Here is a 21,937-nt window from a genome sequence, read left to right as displayed (position 1 = left end):
AAACGAGCGGATTCGGCGAGCAATCGGCCGATGTTCCTGAGTTGGGTACGCCGACGCCCCCGCGCACTACCCCGCGGCGGGCGGGGTCTGCTTGGCGTCGGCGAGCTCGTCGACGACGAGGTGGCGCTGATCGGCGGAGCCGTTGCGGTAGGCCTGGCGTCCGACCATGTGCGCCGAGAGCGGGCCGGTCGCGAACTGCATGAGCACGATCGGGGCGACCAGCAGCAGCCCCAGCAGGATGCCGCCGACGCTGCGCTGCGCGAGGGCGACCGCGAGGCAGATGAGCACGAGTCCGAGCACCTGCGGCTTGGTGGCGGCGTGGAGCCGCGACGGCACATCGCGGAAGTGCAGCAGCCCGACCGCGGCCGAGAGGCAGAGCAGCGCGCCGAGCAGGATGAGCACGAGCACCGTGACGTCGATCACGGCGTCGGGGATGACGAGACCGAAGATGTTCATGGCGTCGTGTTGTCCCTTCGTGCGACGAAGCGGGCGACCGAGATCGATCCGAAGACGCCGATCGCGGCGATGATGAGCAGCACCGGGATGCTGCGGGTATGGCCGTTGATCGCCATCTCGGCACCGAGCACGCACATGACCTCGGTGAGCAGCACGTCGGAGGCGACCGCGCGGTCGAGGATCGTGGGCCCGCGGAAGATGCGGATGACGGTGAGGATCGCGGCGATGCCGAACACCACCATGATCACGAGCAGCAGGATGTTCATCGGGCACCGCCCTTCGTCGAAGATCCGGCGGCGGTCGCGCGTGCCCGCTCATCAGCCTTGAGCGCACGATACTGCGCGGGGTCGCCGAGCGCACGCACCACCCTCCGCTCCCAGCGCAGCACGATGCGGCGCTGCTTCTCGACGTCATCCATCCCATCCACGCCGATCACGTGCATGTAGAGAACGCGGCGATCACGATCGGCCTCCACCACGAGCGAGCCCGGCACGAGCGATGACACGACAGCGACGTGCGTCATGACGAGGTCGTCGGCGTAGCGCAGCGGCACCGCGATGATGGCGGTGCCCGGCTGCTTGCGGAAGTCGAAGACCTGGATGGCGACGGTGACGGCACCGCGCAGCAGCGCCCAGAGGAACTGCACCACGAACAGCGCGGCGTAGAAGACGTTGACCCGCCCCGACAGCTCGACCGTCGGCAGGCGGAACACCCGGGTCACGAACACCGCGACGACGAGTCCGGAGACGAACGCCAGCAGCGTGAACTGCCCCCACAGCAGCATCCACAGCACGACCAGCCAGGCGAGGAACGGCAGCTGGGCGCGCAGGTCGCGCCAGAAGTGGCGCTTGCCCTCGGGACTCATCCGCCCACCTCCTCTTCGAGCTGCACGAGGTTGACGGGCTGCAGCAGCGTCTCGCCGATGCGGTCGCAGAGCTCGTAGAGCGGGCCCGCGAAGACGGTGAGCGCGACGGTCACCCCGACCATGCCGGCGGTCGCGAGCGTCATGATCTTGGGGATGCGGCGACGCTCCTGCTGCTCATCGGCGGCGGGCGCGTTGCCGAGGTACGAGATGCGCCCCTCGGTCTCGGTCGAGTCCTCCTCCTCACGCCAGAACGCGAGGTTCCAGGCGCGCATGAGCGCGTACAGGGTGAGGAGCGAGGTGAGGATGCCGCCCATGATCAGCACGATCATGAGGGGGGTGCCGACGGATGCCGCGGCCTCGAAGAGCGCGAACTTTCCGATGAACCCGGAGAAGGGCGGCAACCCGCCGAGGTTGATGGCGGGGATGAAGTAGAGCACGGCGATCACCGGCGCGATCTTCAGCAGCCCCTTGACCCGCAGGATCGAGGTACTGCCGGCTCTTCGTTCGATCAGCCCCACGGCGAGGAACAGGGTCGTCTGCACGACGATGTGGTGCACGATGTAGTACACCGTGGCGCCGATGGCCGCGGGCGTCGCGATCGCGAGACCAAAGATCATGTACCCGACGTGGCTGACGAGCGTGAACGACAGGATTCGTTTGAGCTCGGCTTGCGCGACGGCGCCGAGCACGCCGACGACCATGGTCGCCAGCGCAATGATCAGCAGCAGCGTGTCGATGCTGTTCGAGGCGAACAGCTGCGTCTCGGTGCGGATGAGCGCGTAGACGCCGACCTTGGTCAGCAGTCCGGCGAAGACGGCGGTGACCGGGGCGGGCGCGGTCGGGTAGGAGTCGGGCAGCCAGAACGACACCGGGAAGATGGCGGCCTTGATGCCGAACGCCACGACGAGCATGAGGTGCAGCACGAGCTGCGTCTCCTGCGGCAGCTCGGCCATGCGCTCGGCGATCTGCGCCATGTTGACCGTGCCGACGGCTCCGTAGATCATCGCGATCGACGCGAGGAACAGGATCGACGACACGAGCGACACGACGATGTACACGGCGCCGGTGCGGATGCGCGACTCGGTGCTGCCCAGCGTGATCAGCACGTACGAGGCCACGAGCAGGATCTCGAAGCCGACGTACAGATTGAACAGGTCGCCCGCGATGAAGGCGTTGAAGATGCCCGCCGCGAGGATCAGGTACGAGGGGTTGAAGATCGAGATCGGGGTCTCGTCGGTGCCGTCGGCGGCACCCTGACCGATCGAGAAGAGGAGCACGGCGAGCAGCACGATGCTCGAGATCAGCACGAGGAGGGCGGCGAGCCGATCGACGTAGAGCACGATGCCGAACGGCACCGGCCATCCGCCCACCGACACCGCCATCGGGGTGTCGCCGGCGTCGACGGCGACCAGCAGCACGGCGGCGATCACCGAGACGGCGGCGAGCGTGACGACGGTGACGAACACCTGCAGGCGCGCGTTGCGACCGAAGACGAGCGTGATCGCGGCTCCCAGCAGCGGGAGCCCGACGAGGAGGGGGACCAGAACGCTCATCGGCGATCCTCCTCATCGGTGTGCTCGGGGGCGTTGTCGTCGGATGCCGGATCGAAAGCCGTGTCTCGGGCCGCGTCCGCGGCATCCGTTTCGTCGGCATCGGCGGCGTGGGTGTCGGCATCCGCCCGGAAGGAGGATCCCTCGGCATCCGCTTCGTCGACGGACTCGGTCTCCTCTTCGTCGTCGTCGGGAGGCGCCGATTCGGCATCGAGCACGCCCGCGGAGGCATCCGTCCCGTACGAGCCGTACGCCCGATCGACGGGCGCGTCGTCTTGGATCGACGAGTGGTCGCGCATGTGGAGCACCGTGATCGGCGCGGTCTGCACGCCGACGAAGTCGGTGGTGGCCTCGTCGTCGTCGGACTCGGACTCGTCGTCCATGAGATCTTCGTCGGCGTCGGTGCGCTCGCGCAGCGCGATGTCGGCCTCGTCGTCCTCGACCGTGTCGGCCTGGCCCAGCTGCCAGGAGCGGTAGATGAGCGCGAGCAGGAACGCCGAGACCGCGAACGTGATGACGATGGCGGTGAGGGTGAGCGCTTGCGGGAGCGGGTCGCTGATGTCGCCGTCGACGCCGTAGAACGGCGCGCGTCCGGGCACGCCCATGACGATCATCAGCAGCAGGTTCGTCGCGTTGCCGAGCAGCAGGAATCCGATGAGCACGCGGGTCAGGCTGCGCTCGAGCATCGCGTACACTCCGCAGGCGAAGAGCACGGCCATGATCACGATGAGGGTGAGCGAGACGTCCATCAGTGGGCACCCCGCCTCTCACGCGAGACCATCGGCGCATCGCGCAGCGCCTGGGTCTGACGGTCGACCTCGGCCCCGAGGCTGCGCAGCACGTCGAGCACGAGGCCGATGACGACGAGGTAGACCCCCACGTCGAAGATCGTCGAGGTGACGAACTCCATGTGGCCGAAGCCGGGGATCTCCCACTCCCAGAACGTGCTGGTGAGCGGCGCCTGGCCGAAGAACAGGGGGATCAGCGCGCTGCCGACCGCGAGGATGAGGCCCGCGCCGAGCAGACGTCCCGCGTCGGTGGGTGCGGCTGCACCGAGCTCCCAGCGGCCACCCGCGATGTAGCGCATGACGAGCGCCATGCCCGCGACGAGACCGCCGGCGAAACCGCCGCCGGGGAGGTTGTGACCGGAGAAGAGCAGGAAGATCGACACCACGATGATGGTGTGGAACAGCACCCGGACGATCACCTCGAGCAGGATCGACCGGTTCTCGGGCTTCATCTTCGTTCCGCCGACGAGCCAGGCCCGGGGGCTGCTCTCGTTCTCGGTGGTCTGGAAACGGATGCCCTCGGTCGTCTCGACCAGCGGGCGGCTCTGCGTGCGGCGGCGCTTCGACCGCGGCAGCTTGAGGGTGGCGGCGAGCATGTCGGCGCGATGGGTGACGAAGACGAGCGAGGCCACACCGGTCGCGGCGAGCACGAGCACCGACAGCTCACCCATCGTGTCCCATCCACGCAAGTCGACCAGGGCGACGTTGACGACGTTCTTGCCGTGGCCGATCTCGTAGGCGAGCTGCGCGAACGAGGTGGAGATGGGCTCGTGGATGCGCGACTGCGTGGCGACCACGGCGACGAGCGCCATCGTGAGACCGACGCCCACCGCCAGCAGCGCCCGTGGGATGCGCCCGACCGAGGCGTTGTGCTCGCCCATCTTCGAGGGCAGGCGGCGCAGCACGAGGGCGAAGGTCACCATCGTGACGGTCTCGACGAGGATCTGCGTGAGCGCGAGGTCGGGGGCGCCGCTGGTCGCGAACAGCACCACCATGCCGAGGCCCGTGACCGACACGAGCACGACTCCGGTGTAGCGCTTCTGCGCCCGCACCGCGAAGAGACCGGCGGCGGCCATGATCGGCGCGACGACGATCTGCACCGGCGTGTGCCAGGCCGACAGCTGGAAGCGGTCGATGTCGGTCGCGACGAGCGCCGTGACCTCGGCGGCGACGAACACCACGAAGATCGTGCCGACGTACACGGGCAGCGAACCGCGCTGGGTGAGGGTCGTGCTGAGCACCGACAGCCGGTCGACGCCGCGCATGACGAAGTAGTAGACATCGGCCGCGGTGAACGGCAGCAGGCGGGCCTTGCGGTCCCAGCCCGTGCGGCGGGAGAGCAGGAAGATCCCGAAGCCCAGCACGATCGACAGGATCGAGATGCCGAGCGCCGGCTCGAAGCCGTGCCAGAGGGCGAGGTGCCCCGGGCCTTCGACGGCCAGCCCCTCGGCGTCGAGGCCGGGGGTTGCCGTGACCGCGTACCCCTGCAGCGCGACGTCGAGCGCGGGAGCGCCGATGCCGGCGGCGAGCGTGACGCCCGCGAGGATGATCGGCGCCGACAGGAACCCGACGGGCGGGTCGGGCCAGGGGGTGTCCGGCATCCGATCGCCCTGCGCGTCGCGCTTGGTCCAGAAGGCTCCCCAGAGGAAGCGCACGCCATATGCCGCAGTGAGCATGGATCCGAGAATCACGCCGATCAGGGCGACGAGTCCCCACGCGGATCCGCCGATCGCATCGTCGAGCAGCGCGGTGAGCGTCGACTCCTTCGCCACGAAACCGAGGGTCGGGGCGATGCCGGCCATGGAGGCGATCGAGATGAACGCCGCCGTCGTCATGACCGGGGCCTGCCGGCCCACGCCCGAGAGCTCGTTGATGTCACGCGTCGAGAGCTGACGGTCGATCACACCCACGATGAGGAAGAGCGCCGACTTGAACAGCGCGTGGCCGATGACCAGCGCGAGCCCCGCCAGCGCCGCGGCCTGCGTTCCGTAGCCGACGACCACGGCGAAGAAACCGAGCTGGCTGACCGTGCCGAAGGCGAGGATGCGCTTGAGGTCGGTCTCGCGCAGCGCCTGGAACCCGCCGATCAGCATGGTCAGGATGCCGAGGCTGATCACGATCGGACGCCAGGTGGGGCTCAGCGCGAAGATCGGCGCGAAGCGCGCGATGAGGTAGATACCCGCCTTCACCATCGCGGCGGCGTGCAGGTAGGCGCTCACCGGAGTGGGAGCGGCCATCGCACCGGGCAGCCAGAAGTGGAACGGGAAGATCGCCGACTTGCTGATCGCGCCGATCAGGAGCATGACGATCGCGGCATCGATCATCGGACCGGTCGGCACCTCGGCGAGGATCTCGCGGATGCTCGACGTTCCGGCATCCACCACCAGCAGCACGACGCCGACGAACATCACGAGTCCGCCGAGCGTGGTGACCAGCAGCGCCTGCAGCGCGGCACGACGGCTGGCCGCGCGGCGGCGGTAGTGGCCGATGAGGAGGTACGAGAGGATGCTCGTCACCTCCCAGAACATGACGAGCATGACCAGGTCGTCGGTGAGTACGAGGCCGTACATCGCTCCGGCGAAGCCGAGGAGCACGCCGGCGAACTGGCCGATCCCGGCCGAGTCGTCGTGGAAGTACCAGCGGCAATAGAGGAGAACGAGCGAACCGACGCCCGTGACGATGAGCGTGAGCACCCAGCCGAGCACGTCCATGTTCATCGACAGGTTCAGCCCGAGCTGCGGGATCCACGACACCGAGACGAACGGGGAGTCGCCGTCGATCACCTGCGGTGTCATCACCAGCGCGTGGACGAATGCCGCCGCGGGAATGAGAGCGGCGATCGCGAATGCCTGAGACCCCAGCCAGCGCACCAGAACGGGCATCAGGAGAGACCCGAGGAGGAACACGGCGAGGAGCGTCAGCATATACGCGGCTCCTCAGGGCTCGTCGGCCGGGGGAAAACGGCGCAGGCGGGCGGGTGTCTGGTTCCATTCTACCTGGCGTTAGGGAACCGTTAGGCCGCGGCCCTTCGTCTCGTCGCTTCGCTCCTCGCTCAGGGACCGCGAAGCGAGACGATGGGCGCCCCGGGAGCTACTCCGAGCGCGCCGCGAGCACCGGGCCGAGGCGGGCGTAGGAGTTGGTGATGTGGGTGAGCATGGCGGCTGCCGCGGCATCCGCATCGCGATCGCGCAGCGCGGAGAGGATCTTCTCGTGCTCGCTGACCGTGTCGTCTTCGAAGTCGTGGCGGAAGTTGAGCCGGTAGAGGTGCATGTGCGAGCGCAGCCGCACGATCGCGTCCGAGAGCAGCGGGCTCTGGGCGTGCTCGGCGATGAGGTGGTGGAAGTGCAGGTCCTCGTCGATGAAGCGGCGGTAGTTCTCGAAGTGCTCGTCGTCGTCGGGGGCGGATGCCGTGCGCATCTGCGCCACCGAGGCGGTGAGCTCGGCCTCGGTCTCGGCGTCGATGTGCGTCGTCGCGCGGCGTGCCGCTTCGGGCTCGAGGAGTTCGCGCATGTCGTAGAGGTCGCGCAGGCCGTCGGCATCGAGCAGCGGGGTGGCGACGTAGCCCTTGAGCGCGCGCTTGATCACGAGCCCCTCGGACTCGAGGCGGGTGAGGGCCTCGCGCACCGGGGTCGGCGAGACGTCGAGGTCGCGGGCGACCGCGTCGATGTTCACGCGGGCACCGGGTTCGATCACCCGGTCCATGAGCAGCCCGAGCACGGCGTCGTAGACGTCGTCGACGAGGGCGCGGCGGGCGGGCAGAGCCCGTGGTCCACGGGCTTCGTCGTCGCTGAACATGAGTCTCATCGTACGGGTTGCCCTTCTCGCGCCCGCGGCTGCCGCGCGGAGGCATCCGTTCCCAGCAGGCCCTGCTCCTGCAGTTCGCGCCAGACCTCCTCCGGCACCGGTCGGTCGGCGAGCGCGCTGTTCTGCGCGAGCTGGGCGGCGCTGGCCCCGCCCAATACGACGGCGGCGACGGCCGGATGCCGCAGCGGGAACTGCACCGCGAGCTCGGGCAGCGTGCGGCCGTGCCGGTGCGCGATGCGCGCGATCTCCTGCGCGCGCTCGACGACCGCGCGGTCGGCGGGACCGTAGTCGAACAGGCTCCCCTGCACGGGGGTGTCGGTCGCGAGGATGCCGGAGTTGAAGACGGCCGCCGCGAGCACCGAGACATCGCGCTCGGCGGCGAGGGGCAGCAGGTCGTCGCCGGCGGACTGGTCGAGCAGCGTCCAGCGCCCGGCGACCATCATCACGTCGGCATCCGTCTCGCGCACGAACCGGGCGAGCATCGCACTCTGGTTCATGCCAGCTCCGAACGAGCGGATCACGCCCTGGTCGCGCAGCTCGCTGAGCGCGGGGAAGGCGCCGTCGAGGGCCTCGGCCTCGAAGTCGTCGGGGTCGTGCACCAGCACCAGGTCGATCCGGTCGAGGCCGAGGCGCGTGAGCGAGTCGTCGATCGAGCGCAGCACCCCGTCGCGCGAGTAGTCGCGCACGCGCCGATGATCGGCGGGCACGGCGAACAGGTTGTCGATGTCGGTGCGGCCCGCGGCATCCTGCGGCACGAGCAGCCGTCCGACCTTGGTCGAGACGATGAACTCCTCGCGCGGCAGCGCGCGCAGGCTCTCCCCCAACCGCCGTTCGGCCAGACCGAGACCGTAGTGCGGGGCGACGTCGAAGTAGCGGATGCCGCCGGCCCACGCCGCGGGCACCACCTCGGGCCAGGCGTCGTCGGCGAGCGCGCTGTAGAGGTTGCCGAGTGCCGCCGCGCCGTACCCGATCGGCGGGGCCGAGAGTCCGCCGCGACCGATGCGCACGGGAACGGGACGGGTCACGAGACGATCAACCGCCCGAGCGCCGCATCGTCCCACGCGATGCCGAGGCCCGCCGTGGTCGGCGCCCAGCCGCGACCGCCCTCGATGCGCAGCTCGTCGGTGGTGACGGCCCGCAGCTGCGGGATGTGCTCGAGGTAGAGGGCGTTCGGGATGGCGCACACGAGCGAGACGTGCAGCTCCATGAGGAAGTGCGGGGCGACGGGGGCGTTGAACGATTCCGCCAGGTGCGCGATCTTGAGCCAGGGCGTGATGCCGCCGACCCGGGCGACATCGGGCTGCACGATCGAGGCGCCCCCGCGCTGCAGGTGCTCGCGGAAGTGGCCGATCGAGTACATGCTCTCGCCGACCGCGATCGGCACCGAGGTCGACCGGGCGAGCTGGCGGTGGCCCTCGATGTCTTCCGCGGGCAGCGGCTCCTCGAACCAGAACACGTCGACCTGCTCGAACAGGCGCGCACGGCGCACCGCCTCCGAGACCGTGAACGACTGGTTGGCGTCGACCATGATGTCGAGGTCGTCGCCGACGGCGTCGCGCACGGCCCGCAGACGCTCGAGGTCCTGGTGACCGCGGGGCTTTCCGACCTTGATCTTCACCCCGCCCATGCCGCGCTCCTTCGACGCGACCGCGTGCGCGACGAGCTCGTCGACGGTGAGGTGCAGCCATCCGCCCTCGGTGTCGTACATCGGGATCGACGGCGAGGCTCCCCCGCCGGCGACCCACAGCGGCAGGCCGGCGCGGCGGGTCTTCGCATCCCACACCGCCGTGTCGACCGCGGCGAGCGCGAGCGCGGTGATCGGCCCGACGGTGGTGGCGCGGGTGATGCCGAACAGCGCGAGCCACACCGCCTCGGGCCTCTCGGCCTCCAGCCCGATCAGCGCGGGCAGCAGGGTCTCGCGCAGCAGGCTCAGCACCGCCCCGCCGCCCGTGCCGATCGTGTAGCTGTATCCCACGCCCTCGGTGCCGTCGGCCGTGCGGATCCGCACGAAAATGGTCTCCTGCTTGACGAAGGTCTGCAGGGCGTCGGTGCGCACGGTCTCGACCGGCAGGTCGACCAGCTGCGCCTCGACGTGCACGATCCGGCTGCCCGCCGTCACATCGGCGACGGCCGTGGCCGTGGTGGTGGCGTCGAGGATGCTCGAGCCGGTGTTCTGCGATGCGTTCATCATCGTCCTCCGAGTCCGCCCAGGGTGACCCCCTTGATGAGCTGCCGTTGCAGCAGCAGCACGAGGATCAACGAGGGGATGACGGCGAGCGTCGACGCCGCCATGAGTAGCGACCATTGCGTGCCGAACTGGCCGGTGAACATCCCCAGCCCGAGCGGCACGGTCGCCATGTCCTGTGTGTTGATGATGATCAGCGGCCACAGGTACGAGTTCCAGTAGCCGATGAACGAGAAGACCGCGAGCACGCTCAGCGGTGCGACCAGCTGCGGCAGCAGCACCGACCAGAGCGTGCGCAGGCGCGAGGCGCCGTCGATGAGCGCGGCCTCCTCGTACTCGATCGGGATCGTGAGGAAGAACTGGCGCATGAGGAACGTGCCGAACGCGGTGAAGGCGAACGGGATGATGAGCGCGCCGTAGGTGTCGTTCCAGCCCCAGCTGTTGATCATGATGAACAGCGGCACGACGAGCACCTCCTGCGGCAGTACGAGCGTGAGCACGAACAGCAGGAAGAGCTTGTCGCGGAACTTGAAGCGCAGCCGCGAGAAGGCATAGGCCGAGAGCACGGCGACGACGACCGAGAGCGCGGCACCGGCGATCGCGACGATGAGCCCGTTGAGGATGAAGCGCCCGAAGGGCACGACCGTCCACGCCTCGACGAAGTTCGCCCAGCGGATCTCGGACCCGAAGATCTGCGGCGTCGCCGTGAAGACCTCGTTCTCGGGCTTGAGGGCCGTGAGGAACATCCAGATGAAGGGGAACGCGAAGATCAGCGCGACGAGCGCGATCGCGGCGGTGTTCAGCCACTCCTTGAGGGTCGATCGGCGCTGGTGCCGACGGCGCGGCAGGATCAGCAGCGCGGTCGCCGAGAGGTCACGATCACTCATAGTTCACCCACTTGCGCTGGCCGACGAACTGCAGGGCCGTGATGAGCATCACCACGACGAACAGGATCCACGCGAGGGCGGAGGCGTAGCCGAGCCGGTCGAAGACGAAGCCGTTGCGGTAGAGGTACAGCACGAACGTGTTGGTGCTCTCGCCCGGGCCGCCCTGCGTGAGGAACAGCGGTTGGACGAAGACCTGGAAGGCGCCGATCATCGTCATGGTCGAGCAGAAGAAGAGCGAGGGCGAGAGCAGCGGGAGGATGATGTAGCGCAATCGCTGCCAGGCGCTGGTGCCGTCGATGCGGGATGCCTCGAGCAGCTCTTTCGGGATGGCGCTGAGTCCCGCCGACAGCACGATGACGTTGTAGCCGAACGACTGCCACACCGACATCGCGATCACCGAGGGCAGTGCCCAGGCCGAGTCGGAGAGCCAGTTGGGCCCGTCGATGCCGACGGTGGCGAGCATCGAGTTCACGAGCCCGTCCTGCGAGAGCAGCAGCCGCCAGACGAGGGCGTTCGCGACCATCGGGGTGATGACCGGGAGGAAGAAGATCACCCGCCACGCGCCCGCGGCCTTCATACGGGTGTTGAGCCACAGCGAGATCGTGAGAGCGACGAACAGGTTCAGCGCCGTGTAGACCACGGCGAAGATGATCGTGTTGCCGAGCACCGTGTAGAAGGTCGGGTCGCGGAACAGCTTGACGTAGTTCTCGAGGCCGATGAAATCCGGGTTCCCGAACAGCTTCCAGTCGAAGAGGCTGATGAAGGCCGACCCGAACAGCGGGGTGAGGATGAAGAGGACGAACCCGATCATCCCGGGGGCGAGGAACGCGACCGCCACCCACCCGTTCCCGCGCCGACGCGGCAGCCGCGGCCCCGGCGGGGCGGGGGCGCCGATGGGCACCCCCGCCACGCCGGGCATCGCGGAGGAGGCCGTCGCCTCGCTCCGGTCGCTCATGATCGCCATCCGCTCAGCCCGCGACCGAGTTCGTGATCGTGTCCATGATCTCCTCCGCCGTCAGCTCACCCCGGTAGCCCTGCACGCCGTACTGCGTCATCAGGGTCTCGACCTGGTTCCAGGTCGGGGTGGTGCGCTGCGGGGTCGCGTTCGAGAGCAGAGCCTCGACGACCTCCGACGAGCCCTCGGTCTTGCCCTCGGCCCAGGCCGGGAGCGCCTCGATGCGAGCGGGGACGATGCCACGGGCCTCGGCCTGCTTCTCCTGCACCGACAGCGAGGTGAGCGCCTCGATGGCCGCGAACGCCTCGTCGGGGCGGTCGCAGTTCGCCGCGATCCCGAAGCCGGAGCCGGCGGTCATCGCCGCGGCCTCACCGCTGGTCGACGGAACGATCGAGACGCCGAGGGTGAAGTCCGCGGCATCCGCGAAGCTGCCGTACATCCACGGACCCTCGATGAGCATCGGCACCTCGCCGCTGGTGAAGGCCTGCTGCGCGACCTCCGAGCCGTCGGCGGCCTCGGGGGCCTTCGCGACGCCCTCGACCGCGACGAGGTCGAAGAAGCTCTGGATCTGCTCGACGAACTCGGGGTTGGTGAGGTCGAGCTCGCCGTCCTCGGTGACCGCGGGCACGCCGTCGGCCAGCGACCACGCGTTCGGGATGAAGATGCCGGGCGCGAGCGCGAGGCCCTTCTTGTCGCCGTCGGTGAGGGCCTTGGCATCCGACACGAACTGGTCGCGCGTGTAGGTCGCACCCGGCAGTTCGAGGCCGGCGGCCTGGAACGCCTCGACGTTGTAGAAGAGCACGATGGGCTCGGCATCGTAGGGGATCGCACGGATCGTGCCGTCGACCGTCATGCCGCTGAGCATCGACTCGTCGATGTTCTCGATGTCGAAGCCGCTCTTCTCGATCAGGTCGTCGAGGGGCATGAGCAGATCGCCGAGCTCCTGTGCGCGGGCGGCCTGGGTGGTGAGCAGGCAGGGCGGGTTGGCACCCGAGAGGCGGGTCTTCACCTTGGTCCAGTAGTCGGAGAAGCTCGGTCCCTCGACCGAGATGTCGAGGTCGGGATCCTCGGCCTGCGCCCCGGAGATGAAGTCGGCCCACTGGGCCTGGTCGCCCTCGCTGGCGGCCCAGGTGTAGAGCACGAGCGGGCCGCCGGCCTCGCCGCCGCCTCCCCCGCCGCCGCCGCTCGCGCACCCCGCGAGAGCGAGGGCGCTGAGGCCGGCGACGCCGGTGAGGATGAGGCGCTTCGCGCGCCGGTTCGAGACTGCATTCATACTGACTGCCTCCTTCATTGGATGCTGCAACTGATGCGTGTGTTGTTGAGGGGGTATTGCTCGGGTTACTGCGGTACTGCTCGGATCACTCGGTGGAGAAGTCGATGGCGATGACGTCGATGAGGGCACCGCTGGGGGATGCCGGCGCGACGATGCGCAGCTCACCGGAGTCGTCGCCGGCGGTAGAGGCCTCGTGCACCTCGAAGCTGGCGTCGTGCTGCAGTTCGAGCCCGTCGGCGAGCCGGTGCACCCGCGTGATGCGCCGCACCGGCAGACCGCGCACGATGATCTCGTCGACCGGGATCGCGGTCAGGTGCAGGTAGAGGCGCCCTTCGCGGGCGGTCGTCGGACCGTGGAAGTCGATGCCCTGCGTGGGTTCCACACCGATCACGGATTCGGCGTGCGCGTGCATCCAGTCGGCGAACTCCTGCAGGCGCTCGTTCTCGACCTCGGGCAGGGTGCCGTCGGGGCCGGGGCCGACGTTGAGCAGCAGGTTGCCACCGCGCTCGACTACGTCGATGAGGGTCACCAGCAGCGACCGCGCCGACTTCTCGTTGTCGGGGTGCGTGCGCCAGGCCCAGTGGTCGCCGATCGTGAGGCACAGCTCCCACGGACCGGTGGGCACCGTGAGCGGGAACCCCTGCTCGGGCGTGCGGTAGTCACCCTGCCCGGGCAGGCGGTCGTTGATCACGACGTCGGGCTGCAGTTCCTTGATCAGGCGACGCAGACCCGGAGCGGTCCACTCCGCCGCCGAGCGCTCCCAGTCGCCGTCGAACCAGAGCAGGTCGATCGTGCCGTAGTTCGTGAGCAGCTCGGTCAGCTGCGCCCGCACGTACTCGAGGTAGCGCGACCACTCCTCGGGGCTGGAGCGACGGTGACGATCCGTGGCATCCGGGGTGTCGGCGAACTCGGGCATGCCGGCGGCGGGCCAGTGCTCGAGCTTGTAGGGCAGGTCCTCGTCGCGGAACGCCGGGTAATCGGGGTGGTTCCAGTCGGGGAGGCTGTAGTAGATGCCGACCTTGAGGCCCTCGGCGCGCACGGCGTCGACGAACTCGCGGGTGATGTCGCGACCGAACGGGCCGTGCTCGACCCCGAAGTCCGACTGCTCCGTGAAGAACATGTTGTATCCGGCATGGTGGCGCGCAGTGAAGACGACGTACGTGGCACCGGCCGCCTTCGCGCGGCGCGCGAGGTCGGCGGCATCCCAGTTCTGCGGGTCGAACGTGGGCGCGGTGGCCTGGTATTCGGCGACGGTCACTGCGTCGTCCACGGCATCCACACCCGGGATGATCGAACGGCCGACGAGCGGCCAGGAGATCTCGATGCCCTGCTGGGATGCCTGGTCCCAGTGCACGAAGATGCCGAAGCCCGCGCCGCTGAACCATTCACCGCCGGGGATGCGGGTGGTGGGGCGTCGGAAGTCTGCCAGTGTCATTGAAGCTCCTCGTTGAGTTCCAGATTTCCTATAGGATAGGTGATAGTCGAAGCAGTTCACAAGGGTGTGACGAAAGGTGCCGATGATGGCCATGTTCAAGACCGATCCTGTTCGCCCCGCGCAGTACCGCGCGTTCGAGCGCCCGCTGCCGGAGTGGTTCCGCGGCTCGGCGCTGGGGATCTTCGTGCACTGGGGGCCGTACTCGGTTCCCGCCTGGGCCGAGCCGACGGGCGAGCTCGGGGCCGTGCCGCGCGAGGAGTGGTACGCCCACAACCCCTACGCCGAGTGGTACGCCAACACGATCCGCATCGAGGGATCGCCCGCGCACCGTCATCAGCAGGAGGTGCACGGCGGAGCCCCGTACGACGACTTCCTCGACCAGTGGAAGGCCGAGGAGTTCGACGCCGACGAGGTGCTCGCGGTCGTCGCCGCGACCGGCGCCGGCTACTTCATCCCCACCACCAAGCACCACGACGGCGTCACCCTGTGGGACGCCCCGGCCACCGATGGACGCAACACCGTCGCCCGGGGACCAAGCCGTGACCTCATCGCCGAGTTCGCCGACGCCACCCGCGCCCGCGGCCTGCGCTTCGGCGTCTACTACTCCGGCGGTCTCGACTGGCACTTCTCCGATCTGCCGGCCATCGACCGCGACGACGCCCCGGCCCCCGACGACCTCGCCTACGCCGAGTACGCGCACGATCACGTCATCGACCTCATCGACCGCTACCGCCCCGACATCCTCTGGGGCGACATCCGCTGGCCGCAGGCCGGGATCGAACCCGGGCCCAAGAGCCTCGCGCACGCGTTCCAGGAGTTCTATGACGCGGTGCCCGAGGGCGTCGTCAACGACCGGTGGGGCGAGTCGCACTGGGACTTCCGCACCAGCGAGTACGTGCACGGCACCGCGGTCGAGGTCGGCGAGGCGTGGGAGAACTGCCGCGGCATCGGCCTCTCGTTCGGGCACAACCGCAACGAGGGTCCCGAGCACCTCCTCACCGCCGACGAGGCCGTGCGCCTGCTCGTCGACGTCGTGTCGCGCGGCGGCAACCTGCTGCTGAACATCGGACTCGAGGCATCCGGTCGCATCCCCGACGCGCAGCGGCAGACGCTCGAGGGGCTGGGCGAGTGGAACCAGCGGTTCGGGCATGCCGTCTTCAGTGCCCGGCCCGAGCCGCGCCTGCAGCCATCCGACGAGCCGTGGGTGCGCTGGACCCGCACCGACGGCGCCGTGCATGCCGTGACCGATCAGCCCGGAAGCATCCGCCTGTCCGATCCCGACGGCCTGCTCGACGAGACGAGCGCGCGCATCGGCGACGAGCCGGTCTCGGCGTCGCGCGACGGAGATGCCATCGTGGTGGAAGCAGCGGATGCCGCGACCCCCGTCGCGATTTCCTTCCGCTCGCGCGACTGACCCGCACGACCGACGAAAGGATGCCCATGCGCATCGCTCTGCACTCCGAGATCCGCGACGGCGCGATCGACGACTACCGCACGCACCACGCCCGGATCCCGGATGCCCTCGCCGCGACGTTCGCGCGCATCGGCATCCACGACTGGACGATCTGGCGCTCGGGACAGCGGCTGTTCCACCTGGTCGAGTGCGACGACTGGGATGCCGCGGTCGCCGCGCTCGACGAGGACCCGGCGAACGCCGAGTGGCAGAAGGACATCGGCCGCTTCGTCGAACTGTTCCGCGGCCCGGACGGCGCCGAGGGCTTCGCCCCGATCGAACAGGTCTGGGACCTCCGCGCCCAGGTCGGCTGAGACCCTTCGTCTCGTCGCTTCGCTCCTCGCTCAGGGACCGAGCCGCCGGTTCCTGAGCGAGCGAAGCGAGACGAAGGGCCGGGCCCGCGTCGCTGACAAGAACTGGGTCGCTGAGCCTGTCGAAGCGTCCCCCACGCGCACACACCCTCATCCCAGGCGAACGATCCCCATCCCGCCGAAAACGATCATGCACACCCCGAGCCCGACAAACCCGCAACCGATGACCCCATCATCGTCGGCGTCTGAAGACCCGCTGACATCTGCGCCAACCGTCGCCCGAAGAACTCCGTCTGCTTGTCGAACACGCGCTTGTTGAGCGCCTTGCGATACCGCACGATGAGCACGCCGATGACGACGGTGAGCGACCCCACTACGAGGTTCGCGATAGTGCCTGTCATATCCATGAAGCCGCCTCAGGACAAACCGATGAACGCCGTCACCAACTTCGCGCCGCCGACGACGATCATGAACGCGCCGACCACCGCGATGCGCACGAGCGGGCGTCCGCGAATCGAGTCATCAGCCAAGGGCTCTCCATAGAACATGCGGAGGCCGCGATAGATGAGCTGCATGAAGGGCCGCCGCGCGATGATGGCGATGATCCCGACGGCGACGAGCACTCCCCCGATGATGAAGTCCGGATTCACGGTCGCGTCTTCACCCACCCTCCGATGCGCGCACGAACGCGACCACGCACGCGGCGATGAGCACGATTCCCATAACGGATGCGACCACGCCCGCGAGTCCGATCCAGAATGAACTCTGCAGACGCTCGAAGGCCCGGGAAGTTGGCCGCCCGACGAGCCTGCGCTGGACCTTTACGGTCTTGTCGAAGAACGACCTTCGATACCTGATGAGGAGCAGGCCTCCCACCAACGCGACGATTCCCGCGACGAGCGGCACCACGATGCTCGGCCCGAAGTCACTCATCCGCACGGCTCCTCACTGTATGTGCCGTCCGCGCGCATCCATCCGTCCGGCTGCCAGTTGGTGGTGACGGTCAGCCCCGCGGGGAGCGCGGCAGTTTCGATGACCGATCCGCGGACGATCTCCGCCGAGCCCGACGCTTCGAACGAAACGTCGCCGCGCGCCGTGTTCGATCGCCGCGCCACCCACATGTCAACGAAGACGAGCGTTCCGGGATCACCGCAGTACGCGATGGCCAGATTCCCGTCCACCTTCGACAACTTCAGTGGCGCATCTGTGTACTCCCCGGGGAAAGGGAGGTTGCACCCGGTGAGCCCGACAGCAAGGATCGCCGCTAGGCCGACGCCGGCGCAGGTGCTGCGGAGGTTCATCCGCACGGCTCTTCGCTGTACGACCCGTCCGCGTGCATCCATCCGTCCGGCTGCCAGTCCTCGATCGATGCCACATCATCCTCGAAGAAGAACTGAACGCTCGACTTCATACCGTCGACCTCGACAGTGACGTCTATGTTGTCCAAGTCTGCGGGGAATCCTGAGTCGTCCGCGACGGTCATTCCGGAGGGGAGGGAGGAAGGCCCGATGATCGTTCCGGTGAGAATCTCCGCCGTTCCTGACGCTTTGAAGGCGACCTCACCATACGAGGTGTCCGACCGTTGCGCCCACCACATAACGACATAGACGAGCGTCCCGGGATCGCCGCAGTACGCAATGGCCGGGCTCCCATCCACCTTCGACAACTTCAGCGGCGAGTTCGTGTACTCGCCCGGGAAAGGGAGCATGCACCCGGTGAGCCCGACAGCAAGGATCGCCGCTAGGCCGACGCCGGCGCAGATCCTCCGCATGCGCTGACTATACAACTGCGGCATCGAGCGGCCATGGGGCGGGGCCCTTCGACAGGCTCAGGGACCCAGCTCGTGTTCATCCCACGCCACTGGGCCGCTGACAAGAACTGGGTCGCTGAGCCTGTCGAAGCGTCCCCCGCGAGAACACTGTCGTGGCAGAGTAAGCCCGTGACGCGGACGTGGGTGCGAGAGCTCGGAGGCTGGGTGCTGGCTGCCGCCGTCTCCGTCATCGTCGCGGCATCCGTCGCCTCCTCCGCCCGAGCCGACCTGCTGTTCCGCGACGGCGACTCGCTCATCGTCGCGATGCTCTCGCGTTCTCTGCTCGCCGGCGATCCGCTCGACTGGGCGATGTCGAGCGTACTGTTCGTGCCCGAGACGGCGGTCTTCACCGGTCTCGACGTGGCGCTGCCGCTGGACACGAACGGACTCTTCGCCGTGAGCGCGGTCGTGAACCTGCTCACCCTCTACGGCGCGCTGCGGCTCGTCGCCGGGCGACAGCGAGAAGGACGGGCACCGGTCGCCTGGTCGCTGGTCGCCCTGGCCGCGTTCGGCGCGCTCGCGATGACCGAGACCTCCGCCTCGCGCGACGCCCTCGAACTCGCCTCGCTGCAGCTCACGACCACGTACTACTCGGCGACCGTCGTCGGGGTAGTTCTCGCGATCGGCATTGCCCGACGGATGCTCGACGGCGCCCGCCTCGTGCCGATGTCTCTCGCGCTCGGCGCCGTAGCCCTCGTTTCGACGCTGTCGAACCCGCTGTTCGCGGCCTGGGCGACCGTGCCGCTCGGTGCGATCGCGATCGCAAGCTCCCTGCGCGCAGTAACGAGACGACGGATGCTGACCGTTCTCGCCGCACTCATCGGCGGCACCGCGCTCGGCTTCGCCGCGCGTATTCCGTTTTCGGCATGGATCGCGAACACCGGTGCCGGATACGCCCAGCCCGACCTCTGGCGCGAGTCGATCGGCTACTACGGCGACCTGCTCGCGGCGCGGCTCTCGACGCCGCTCGACGTCGTCGGGCTCCTCCTCGTCTTCGCCCTGATCGCGTTGGCCGTCGTGCAGACCGTGCGGGTCGACGACCCCGGCTCGCGATTCGTCGCCGTGGCCGCCTGGGTCGTGCCGCTGCTGGTCGCCGTCGGTGCGATCGCGCTCGGCACGCACGCCGCGCGCTACCTGCAACCGCTCGCGTTCGCCCCGGTCCTCGCGCTCGTCGCGATGCCGGGCACGCTGCGGATGCCGGCGCCACTCCGGCGACAGGCGGTGGTGGTCGCGGCGGTGATCCTGCTGGTCGGCGGCGGCCTCAGCATCCCCCGCCTGAGCGACGCCGCGAACGCACCCGATGCGGATGCCGCGTGCGTGACCGACTGGGTCGAGGCATCCGCTCGCACCGGCGCCGGGCAGTTCTGGACCGTTCGCCTGCCCAAGCTCCACCTCGACGACCCGTCGCAGCTCGTGCAGGTCGACCACCAGCTCAACGGCTACGCGTGGCTCGTGAACCGCACGGACTTCGACGCCGAAACCGTGTCGTTCCTCGTCGAGGATGCGCAGACGGTCGAGTGGGAACTGCCGATCCAGGCGATCCCCGACGAGGTCCTCGAGTGCGGCCGCTACCGGATCCTCGACTTCGGCGAGACGGAACTTCCGCTGGGGCCGCAGCACAGTTGAGCCCTTCGTCTCGTCGCTGCGCTCCTCGCTCAGGGACCGGCGACAATCCGGTTCCTGAGCGAGCGAAGCGAGACGAAGGGCCTCAGCGCGGCGGAGCCCCGGTCGTCGTGCCGGGCCGGAACACGCATGTCAGGTTCTGCGTCTCCCCGGCCTCGCCGCCGAGCATCCGCGCGACCTGCTCGCCCGCGGCGCGCCCCTTCTCGACGGCCGGCTGCACGGTGGTGGTGAGCGACTGCCCGCCGAGCCCGTCGATCGCGATGCCGTCGAACCCGGCGACCGAGACGTCCTCCGGCACCCGCAGGCCGAGTTCCTCCGCGGCGCGGATCACACCGACCGCGAGCAGGTCGCTCTGCGCGAGCACGGCGGTGGGTCGGGTCGCGGCGTCGGCGAGCAGCATCCGTCCGATGACGATGCCCTCGTCGATGAAGCTGCCGGATGCCGAGATCGCGGGAGCGTCGGGGAAGACGCGACGCATGCCCTCGAGCCGGTCGACGGTCACCCCGACGGTCGCGGCGGCGAGGCGCTCGGGCGTGACGGGCCCGCGTTCGCGGTCGTGGCCGAGCGTGAGGGTGATGAGGGCGACGTCGCGATGCCCGAGGTCGTAGACGTGCTGGGCGACTTCGGCCGAGGCATCCGCGTTGTCGAGCGCGATGCGGGGGATTGTGCCGTCGCCCGGGTCGCCCTCGATCACGACCACCGGCAGCCCGCGACCGCGCACCACCTCGACGGACTCGCGCGTGCGACCCGACCAGCCGATCAGCACGTAGGCGTCGACCGGTGCGCTGGCGAGGCCGGGGCCGTCTTCGCCCGGCTCGTCGCGCATGAGCAGGATGCCGGCGCTGAGCTCGGCGAGCCCGTCGGCGAGACCGTCCATCATGGCGGTGGTGACGGGATCGAGGAAGGCGTTGCGCAGGTGCCCCTCGAAGACGACGGCGACGATGCCGCTGCGTCCGAGTCGTAGCGAGGCGGCTCGCGGATCCGGGCCCGCGTAGCCGAGGTCGGCGGCGGCGGCGAGCACGCGCTCGCGGGTGGCGTCGGCGACCTTGGCCTTGCCGCTGAAGACGACGGATGCCGTCGACGTCGCGACTCCTGCCTCACGGGCGACGTCGGCGATGGTCGCGCGCCGAGGCGGCTCCTGACTGCTCATGCTTCGAGAATAGCCCGCCCGCCTTTCCGCGCGTCGAATCGATTCGATAGGATGATGCCCATGGATGCCGTCCTCACCCGCTCGCAGTTCGTCCGCTGGCGAGCCGCGATCTTCGCGATCTTCATGGCCAGCGGTCTGTCGATCGCCACGTGGGCGTCGCGCGTCCCCAGCATCAAGGCCGATCTCGACCTCGACAACGCGCAGGTCGGACTCATCCTGCTCGGCATGGGCATCGCGTCGATCATCGGCATCTCGACGAGCCCCGCCGTCATGGCCCGCACCGGCGCGCGCGTCGGCATGCTCGCGATGATGCTGATGTTCTCGGCCGGCATCGCGCTCGTCGGCTTCGGGTCCACCGTGTTCGGCTCGGTGCCGCTCGTGCTCGCCGGCATGGTGCTCTTCGGATTCGGCAACGGATGCCTCGACGTCATGATGAACGTCGAGGCCACGGCGATCGAGCAGCAGATGGGCAAGACCGTGCTGCCGGTGTTCCATGCGTTCTTCAGCTTTGGCACCGTGATCGGCGCGGGCATCGGTGCCCTGGCCGCCTGGCTGCAGCTCACCGTCGCGACCCACGCGGGCATCATGGGCATACTGCTCGCTCTCGTCGCCGTCGCCACTTTCCTGCAGGTCCCGGTACGCAAGGCCGCGCTCGATCCCGAACCCGCCGAGAAGCCCGCCTGGCGCGAGCGCCTGCACACCTCGCTCGAGGCGTGGCGCGAGCCCCGCACCTACCTCCTCGGCGTCGTCATGCTGGGCATGGCCTTCGCCGAGGGCGGCGCGAACGACTGGATCGCTCTCGGCACCGAGCAGGGTCACGGCTTCACGACGGGCACCGGCGCCATCGCCCTCGCCGTCTTCTCGGTCGGGATGACCGTGGTGCGCCTCTTCGGCGGACCCCTCGTCGACCGCTTCGGCCGGGTGGCGGTGCTGCGCGTGCTCGCGGTGTCGGCGGCGAGCGGTGTGCTGCTGTTCATCCTCGCCCCGAACCTGCCCCTGGTGCTGGTCGGCGCGGCACTCTGGGGCATCGGCGCCTCGCTCGGCTTCCCGATCGGCATGTCGGCCGCGGCCGACGACCCCGCCAAGGCCGCAGCCCGCGTCAGCGCCGCCGCGACCATCGGCTACGTCGCCTTCCTCGGCGGCCCTCCCGTGCTCGGTTTCATCAGCGAGCACATCGGCCTGCTCAACACGCTGTTCATCCTGGTCGCGCTGATCGTGGCATCCGGCCTGTTCTCCGGCGCCGCCCGCCCGCTCCGCGCCGACGAGAAGGTGTCTGCGACGAAGTAGGCGCGTCGGCCGCGCGGCATCCGCCCGCCGTAACGGAGGAAATCTCTCGCTACGCAGGAGCGGATGCCGGAACCAATCCTGCACAGCGCGAGATCTCCTCCCCAG

At 68.9% G+C, this 21,937-nt stretch carries 22 protein-coding genes and 1 pseudogene; 4 read left to right on the top strand and 19 right to left on the bottom strand.

Annotated elements, in window-relative coordinates:
- Positions 1-66: 66 nt before the first annotated feature.
- The 13 genes and pseudogenes from mnhG to ACTJKK_RS10620 all read right to left on the bottom strand — a co-directional run bounded on the left by mnhG (position 67) and on the right by ACTJKK_RS10620 (position 14,198).
- The gene (gene mnhG / locus ACTJKK_RS10680) at positions 67-456 is read right to left on the bottom strand and encodes a monovalent cation/H(+) antiporter subunit G (RefSeq protein ID WP_440747961.1); all 390 of its coding nucleotides are present in this window, start codon (positions 454-456) and stop codon (positions 67-69) included.
- Positions 453-722, bottom strand: a complete 270-nt coding sequence (locus ACTJKK_RS10675) for a monovalent cation/H+ antiporter complex subunit F (protein ID WP_247623942.1) — start codon at positions 720-722, stop codon at positions 453-455. The genes mnhG and ACTJKK_RS10675 overlap by 4 nt, the downstream gene beginning before the upstream one ends.
- On the bottom strand, positions 719-1,321 hold the full coding sequence (locus tag ACTJKK_RS10670; RefSeq protein ID WP_247633335.1) for a Na+/H+ antiporter subunit E: 603 nt from the start codon (positions 1,319-1,321) through the stop codon (positions 719-721). The genes ACTJKK_RS10675 and ACTJKK_RS10670 overlap by 4 nt, the downstream gene beginning before the upstream one ends.
- On the bottom strand, positions 1,318-2,874 hold the full coding sequence (locus tag ACTJKK_RS10665) for a Na+/H+ antiporter subunit D (RefSeq protein WP_247623944.1): 1,557 nt from the start codon (positions 2,872-2,874) through the stop codon (positions 1,318-1,320). The genes ACTJKK_RS10670 and ACTJKK_RS10665 overlap by 4 nt, the downstream gene beginning before the upstream one ends.
- A 242-nt stretch (positions 2,875-3,116) precedes the next feature.
- Positions 3,117-3,620, bottom strand: a pseudogene (locus ACTJKK_RS10660) (Na(+)/H(+) antiporter subunit C); the annotation flags it as partial.
- Complete coding sequence (locus ACTJKK_RS10655) at positions 3,620-6,583, bottom strand: Na+/H+ antiporter subunit A (RefSeq protein ID WP_247957332.1); 2,964 nt, start codon at positions 6,581-6,583, stop codon at positions 3,620-3,622. The pseudogene ACTJKK_RS10660 and the gene ACTJKK_RS10655, both read right to left, overlap by 1 nt.
- 166 nt (positions 6,584-6,749) lie before the next feature.
- Entirely contained in the window at positions 6,750-7,454 is a 705-nt protein-coding gene (locus ACTJKK_RS10650; protein WP_440747960.1) for a GntR family transcriptional regulator, read from the bottom strand.
- 5 nt (positions 7,455-7,459) lie between these two features.
- Positions 7,460-8,488, bottom strand: a complete 1,029-nt coding sequence (locus ACTJKK_RS10645) for an aldo/keto reductase (protein ID WP_440747959.1) — start codon at positions 8,486-8,488, stop codon at positions 7,460-7,462.
- On the bottom strand, positions 8,485-9,651 hold the full coding sequence (locus ACTJKK_RS10640) for a mandelate racemase/muconate lactonizing enzyme family protein (RefSeq protein ID WP_440747958.1): 1,167 nt from the start codon (positions 9,649-9,651) through the stop codon (positions 8,485-8,487). Before ACTJKK_RS10640 ends, ACTJKK_RS10645 begins: the two co-directional genes overlap by 4 nt.
- Positions 9,651-10,535 (bottom strand): carbohydrate ABC transporter permease, encoded by an 885-nt coding sequence (locus tag ACTJKK_RS10635; RefSeq protein WP_247623950.1) that lies wholly within the window; start codon positions 10,533-10,535, stop codon positions 9,651-9,653. Before ACTJKK_RS10635 ends, ACTJKK_RS10640 begins: the two co-directional genes overlap by 1 nt.
- Positions 10,528-11,490 carry a carbohydrate ABC transporter permease gene (locus ACTJKK_RS10630; RefSeq protein ID WP_440747957.1) on the bottom strand — a complete coding sequence of 321 codons (963 nt, stop codon included), beginning with the start codon at positions 11,488-11,490 and terminating at the stop codon, positions 10,528-10,530. Before ACTJKK_RS10630 ends, ACTJKK_RS10635 begins: the two co-directional genes overlap by 8 nt.
- 13 nt (positions 11,491-11,503) lie before the next feature.
- A complete protein-coding gene (locus tag ACTJKK_RS10625) occupies positions 11,504-12,763 on the bottom strand; it encodes an ABC transporter substrate-binding protein (RefSeq protein ID WP_440747956.1) in 1,260 nt (419 codons plus the stop codon).
- An 85-nt stretch (positions 12,764-12,848) separates the two neighbouring features.
- Positions 12,849-14,198 (bottom strand): alpha-L-fucosidase, encoded by a 1,350-nt coding sequence (locus ACTJKK_RS10620; RefSeq protein ID WP_404596907.1) that lies wholly within the window; start codon positions 14,196-14,198, stop codon positions 12,849-12,851.
- Positions 14,199-14,283: 85 nt separating this feature from the next.
- Between ACTJKK_RS10620 and ACTJKK_RS10615 the strand changes: the two genes are divergently transcribed.
- Together ACTJKK_RS10615 and ACTJKK_RS10610 are read left to right on the top strand one after the other, a co-directional pair.
- Positions 14,284-15,612: an alpha-L-fucosidase gene (locus ACTJKK_RS10615; protein ID WP_440747955.1), complete on the top strand. Its 1,329-nt coding sequence runs from the start codon at positions 14,284-14,286 to the stop codon at positions 15,610-15,612.
- 26 nt (positions 15,613-15,638) lie between these two features.
- A complete protein-coding gene (locus tag ACTJKK_RS10610) occupies positions 15,639-15,965 on the top strand; it encodes an L-rhamnose mutarotase (protein ID WP_404596909.1) in 327 nt (108 codons plus the stop codon).
- A gap of 185 nt (positions 15,966-16,150) precedes the next feature.
- Here ACTJKK_RS10610 and ACTJKK_RS10605 read toward each other — a convergent pair whose 3' ends face one another.
- Genes ACTJKK_RS10605 through ACTJKK_RS10585 form a run of 5 tightly spaced genes read right to left on the bottom strand, consistent with a single transcriptional unit; the run spans position 16,151 to position 17,733 of the window.
- Positions 16,151-16,363 (bottom strand): hypothetical protein, encoded by a 213-nt coding sequence (locus ACTJKK_RS10605; protein WP_440747954.1) that lies wholly within the window; start codon positions 16,361-16,363, stop codon positions 16,151-16,153.
- Positions 16,364-16,378: 15 nt separating this feature from the next.
- On the bottom strand, positions 16,379-16,585 hold the full coding sequence (locus tag ACTJKK_RS10600; protein ID WP_440747953.1) for a hypothetical protein: 207 nt from the start codon (positions 16,583-16,585) through the stop codon (positions 16,379-16,381).
- 37 nt (positions 16,586-16,622) lie between these two features.
- Positions 16,623-16,895, bottom strand: coding sequence for a hypothetical protein (locus ACTJKK_RS10595; RefSeq protein ID WP_440747952.1), 273 nt, complete (start codon positions 16,893-16,895; stop codon positions 16,623-16,625).
- A complete protein-coding gene (locus ACTJKK_RS10590) occupies positions 16,892-17,263 on the bottom strand; it encodes a hypothetical protein (RefSeq protein ID WP_440747951.1) in 372 nt (123 codons plus the stop codon). The genes ACTJKK_RS10595 and ACTJKK_RS10590 overlap by 4 nt, the downstream gene beginning before the upstream one ends.
- Positions 17,260-17,733, bottom strand: coding sequence for a hypothetical protein (locus tag ACTJKK_RS10585; RefSeq protein ID WP_440747950.1), 474 nt, complete (start codon positions 17,731-17,733; stop codon positions 17,260-17,262). Before ACTJKK_RS10585 ends, ACTJKK_RS10590 begins: the two co-directional genes overlap by 4 nt.
- A 168-nt stretch (positions 17,734-17,901) precedes the next feature.
- Here ACTJKK_RS10585 and ACTJKK_RS10580 point away from each other — a divergent pair, with 168 nt between their 5' ends.
- The gene (locus tag ACTJKK_RS10580) at positions 17,902-19,398 is read left to right on the top strand and encodes a hypothetical protein (RefSeq protein WP_440747949.1); all 1,497 of its coding nucleotides are present in this window, start codon (positions 17,902-17,904) and stop codon (positions 19,396-19,398) included.
- 82 nt (positions 19,399-19,480) lie between these two features.
- Here ACTJKK_RS10580 and ACTJKK_RS10575 read toward each other — a convergent pair whose 3' ends face one another.
- Positions 19,481-20,545 (bottom strand): LacI family DNA-binding transcriptional regulator, encoded by a 1,065-nt coding sequence (locus ACTJKK_RS10575; RefSeq protein ID WP_440747948.1) that lies wholly within the window; start codon positions 20,543-20,545, stop codon positions 19,481-19,483.
- Between the two features lie 60 nt (positions 20,546-20,605).
- Here ACTJKK_RS10575 and ACTJKK_RS10570 point away from each other — a divergent pair, with 60 nt between their 5' ends.
- Positions 20,606-21,832: an MFS transporter gene (locus ACTJKK_RS10570; protein ID WP_440747947.1), complete on the top strand. Its 1,227-nt coding sequence runs from the start codon at positions 20,606-20,608 to the stop codon at positions 21,830-21,832.
- Positions 21,833-21,937: the final 105 nt, after the last annotated feature.

It is taken from the genome of Microbacterium sp. 22179, from assembly GCF_052045715.1.
Taxonomy (GTDB): domain Bacteria; phylum Actinomycetota; class Actinomycetes; order Actinomycetales; family Microbacteriaceae; genus Microbacterium; species Microbacterium galbinum.
This window is presented reverse-complemented; position numbering and strand designations above follow the sequence as displayed.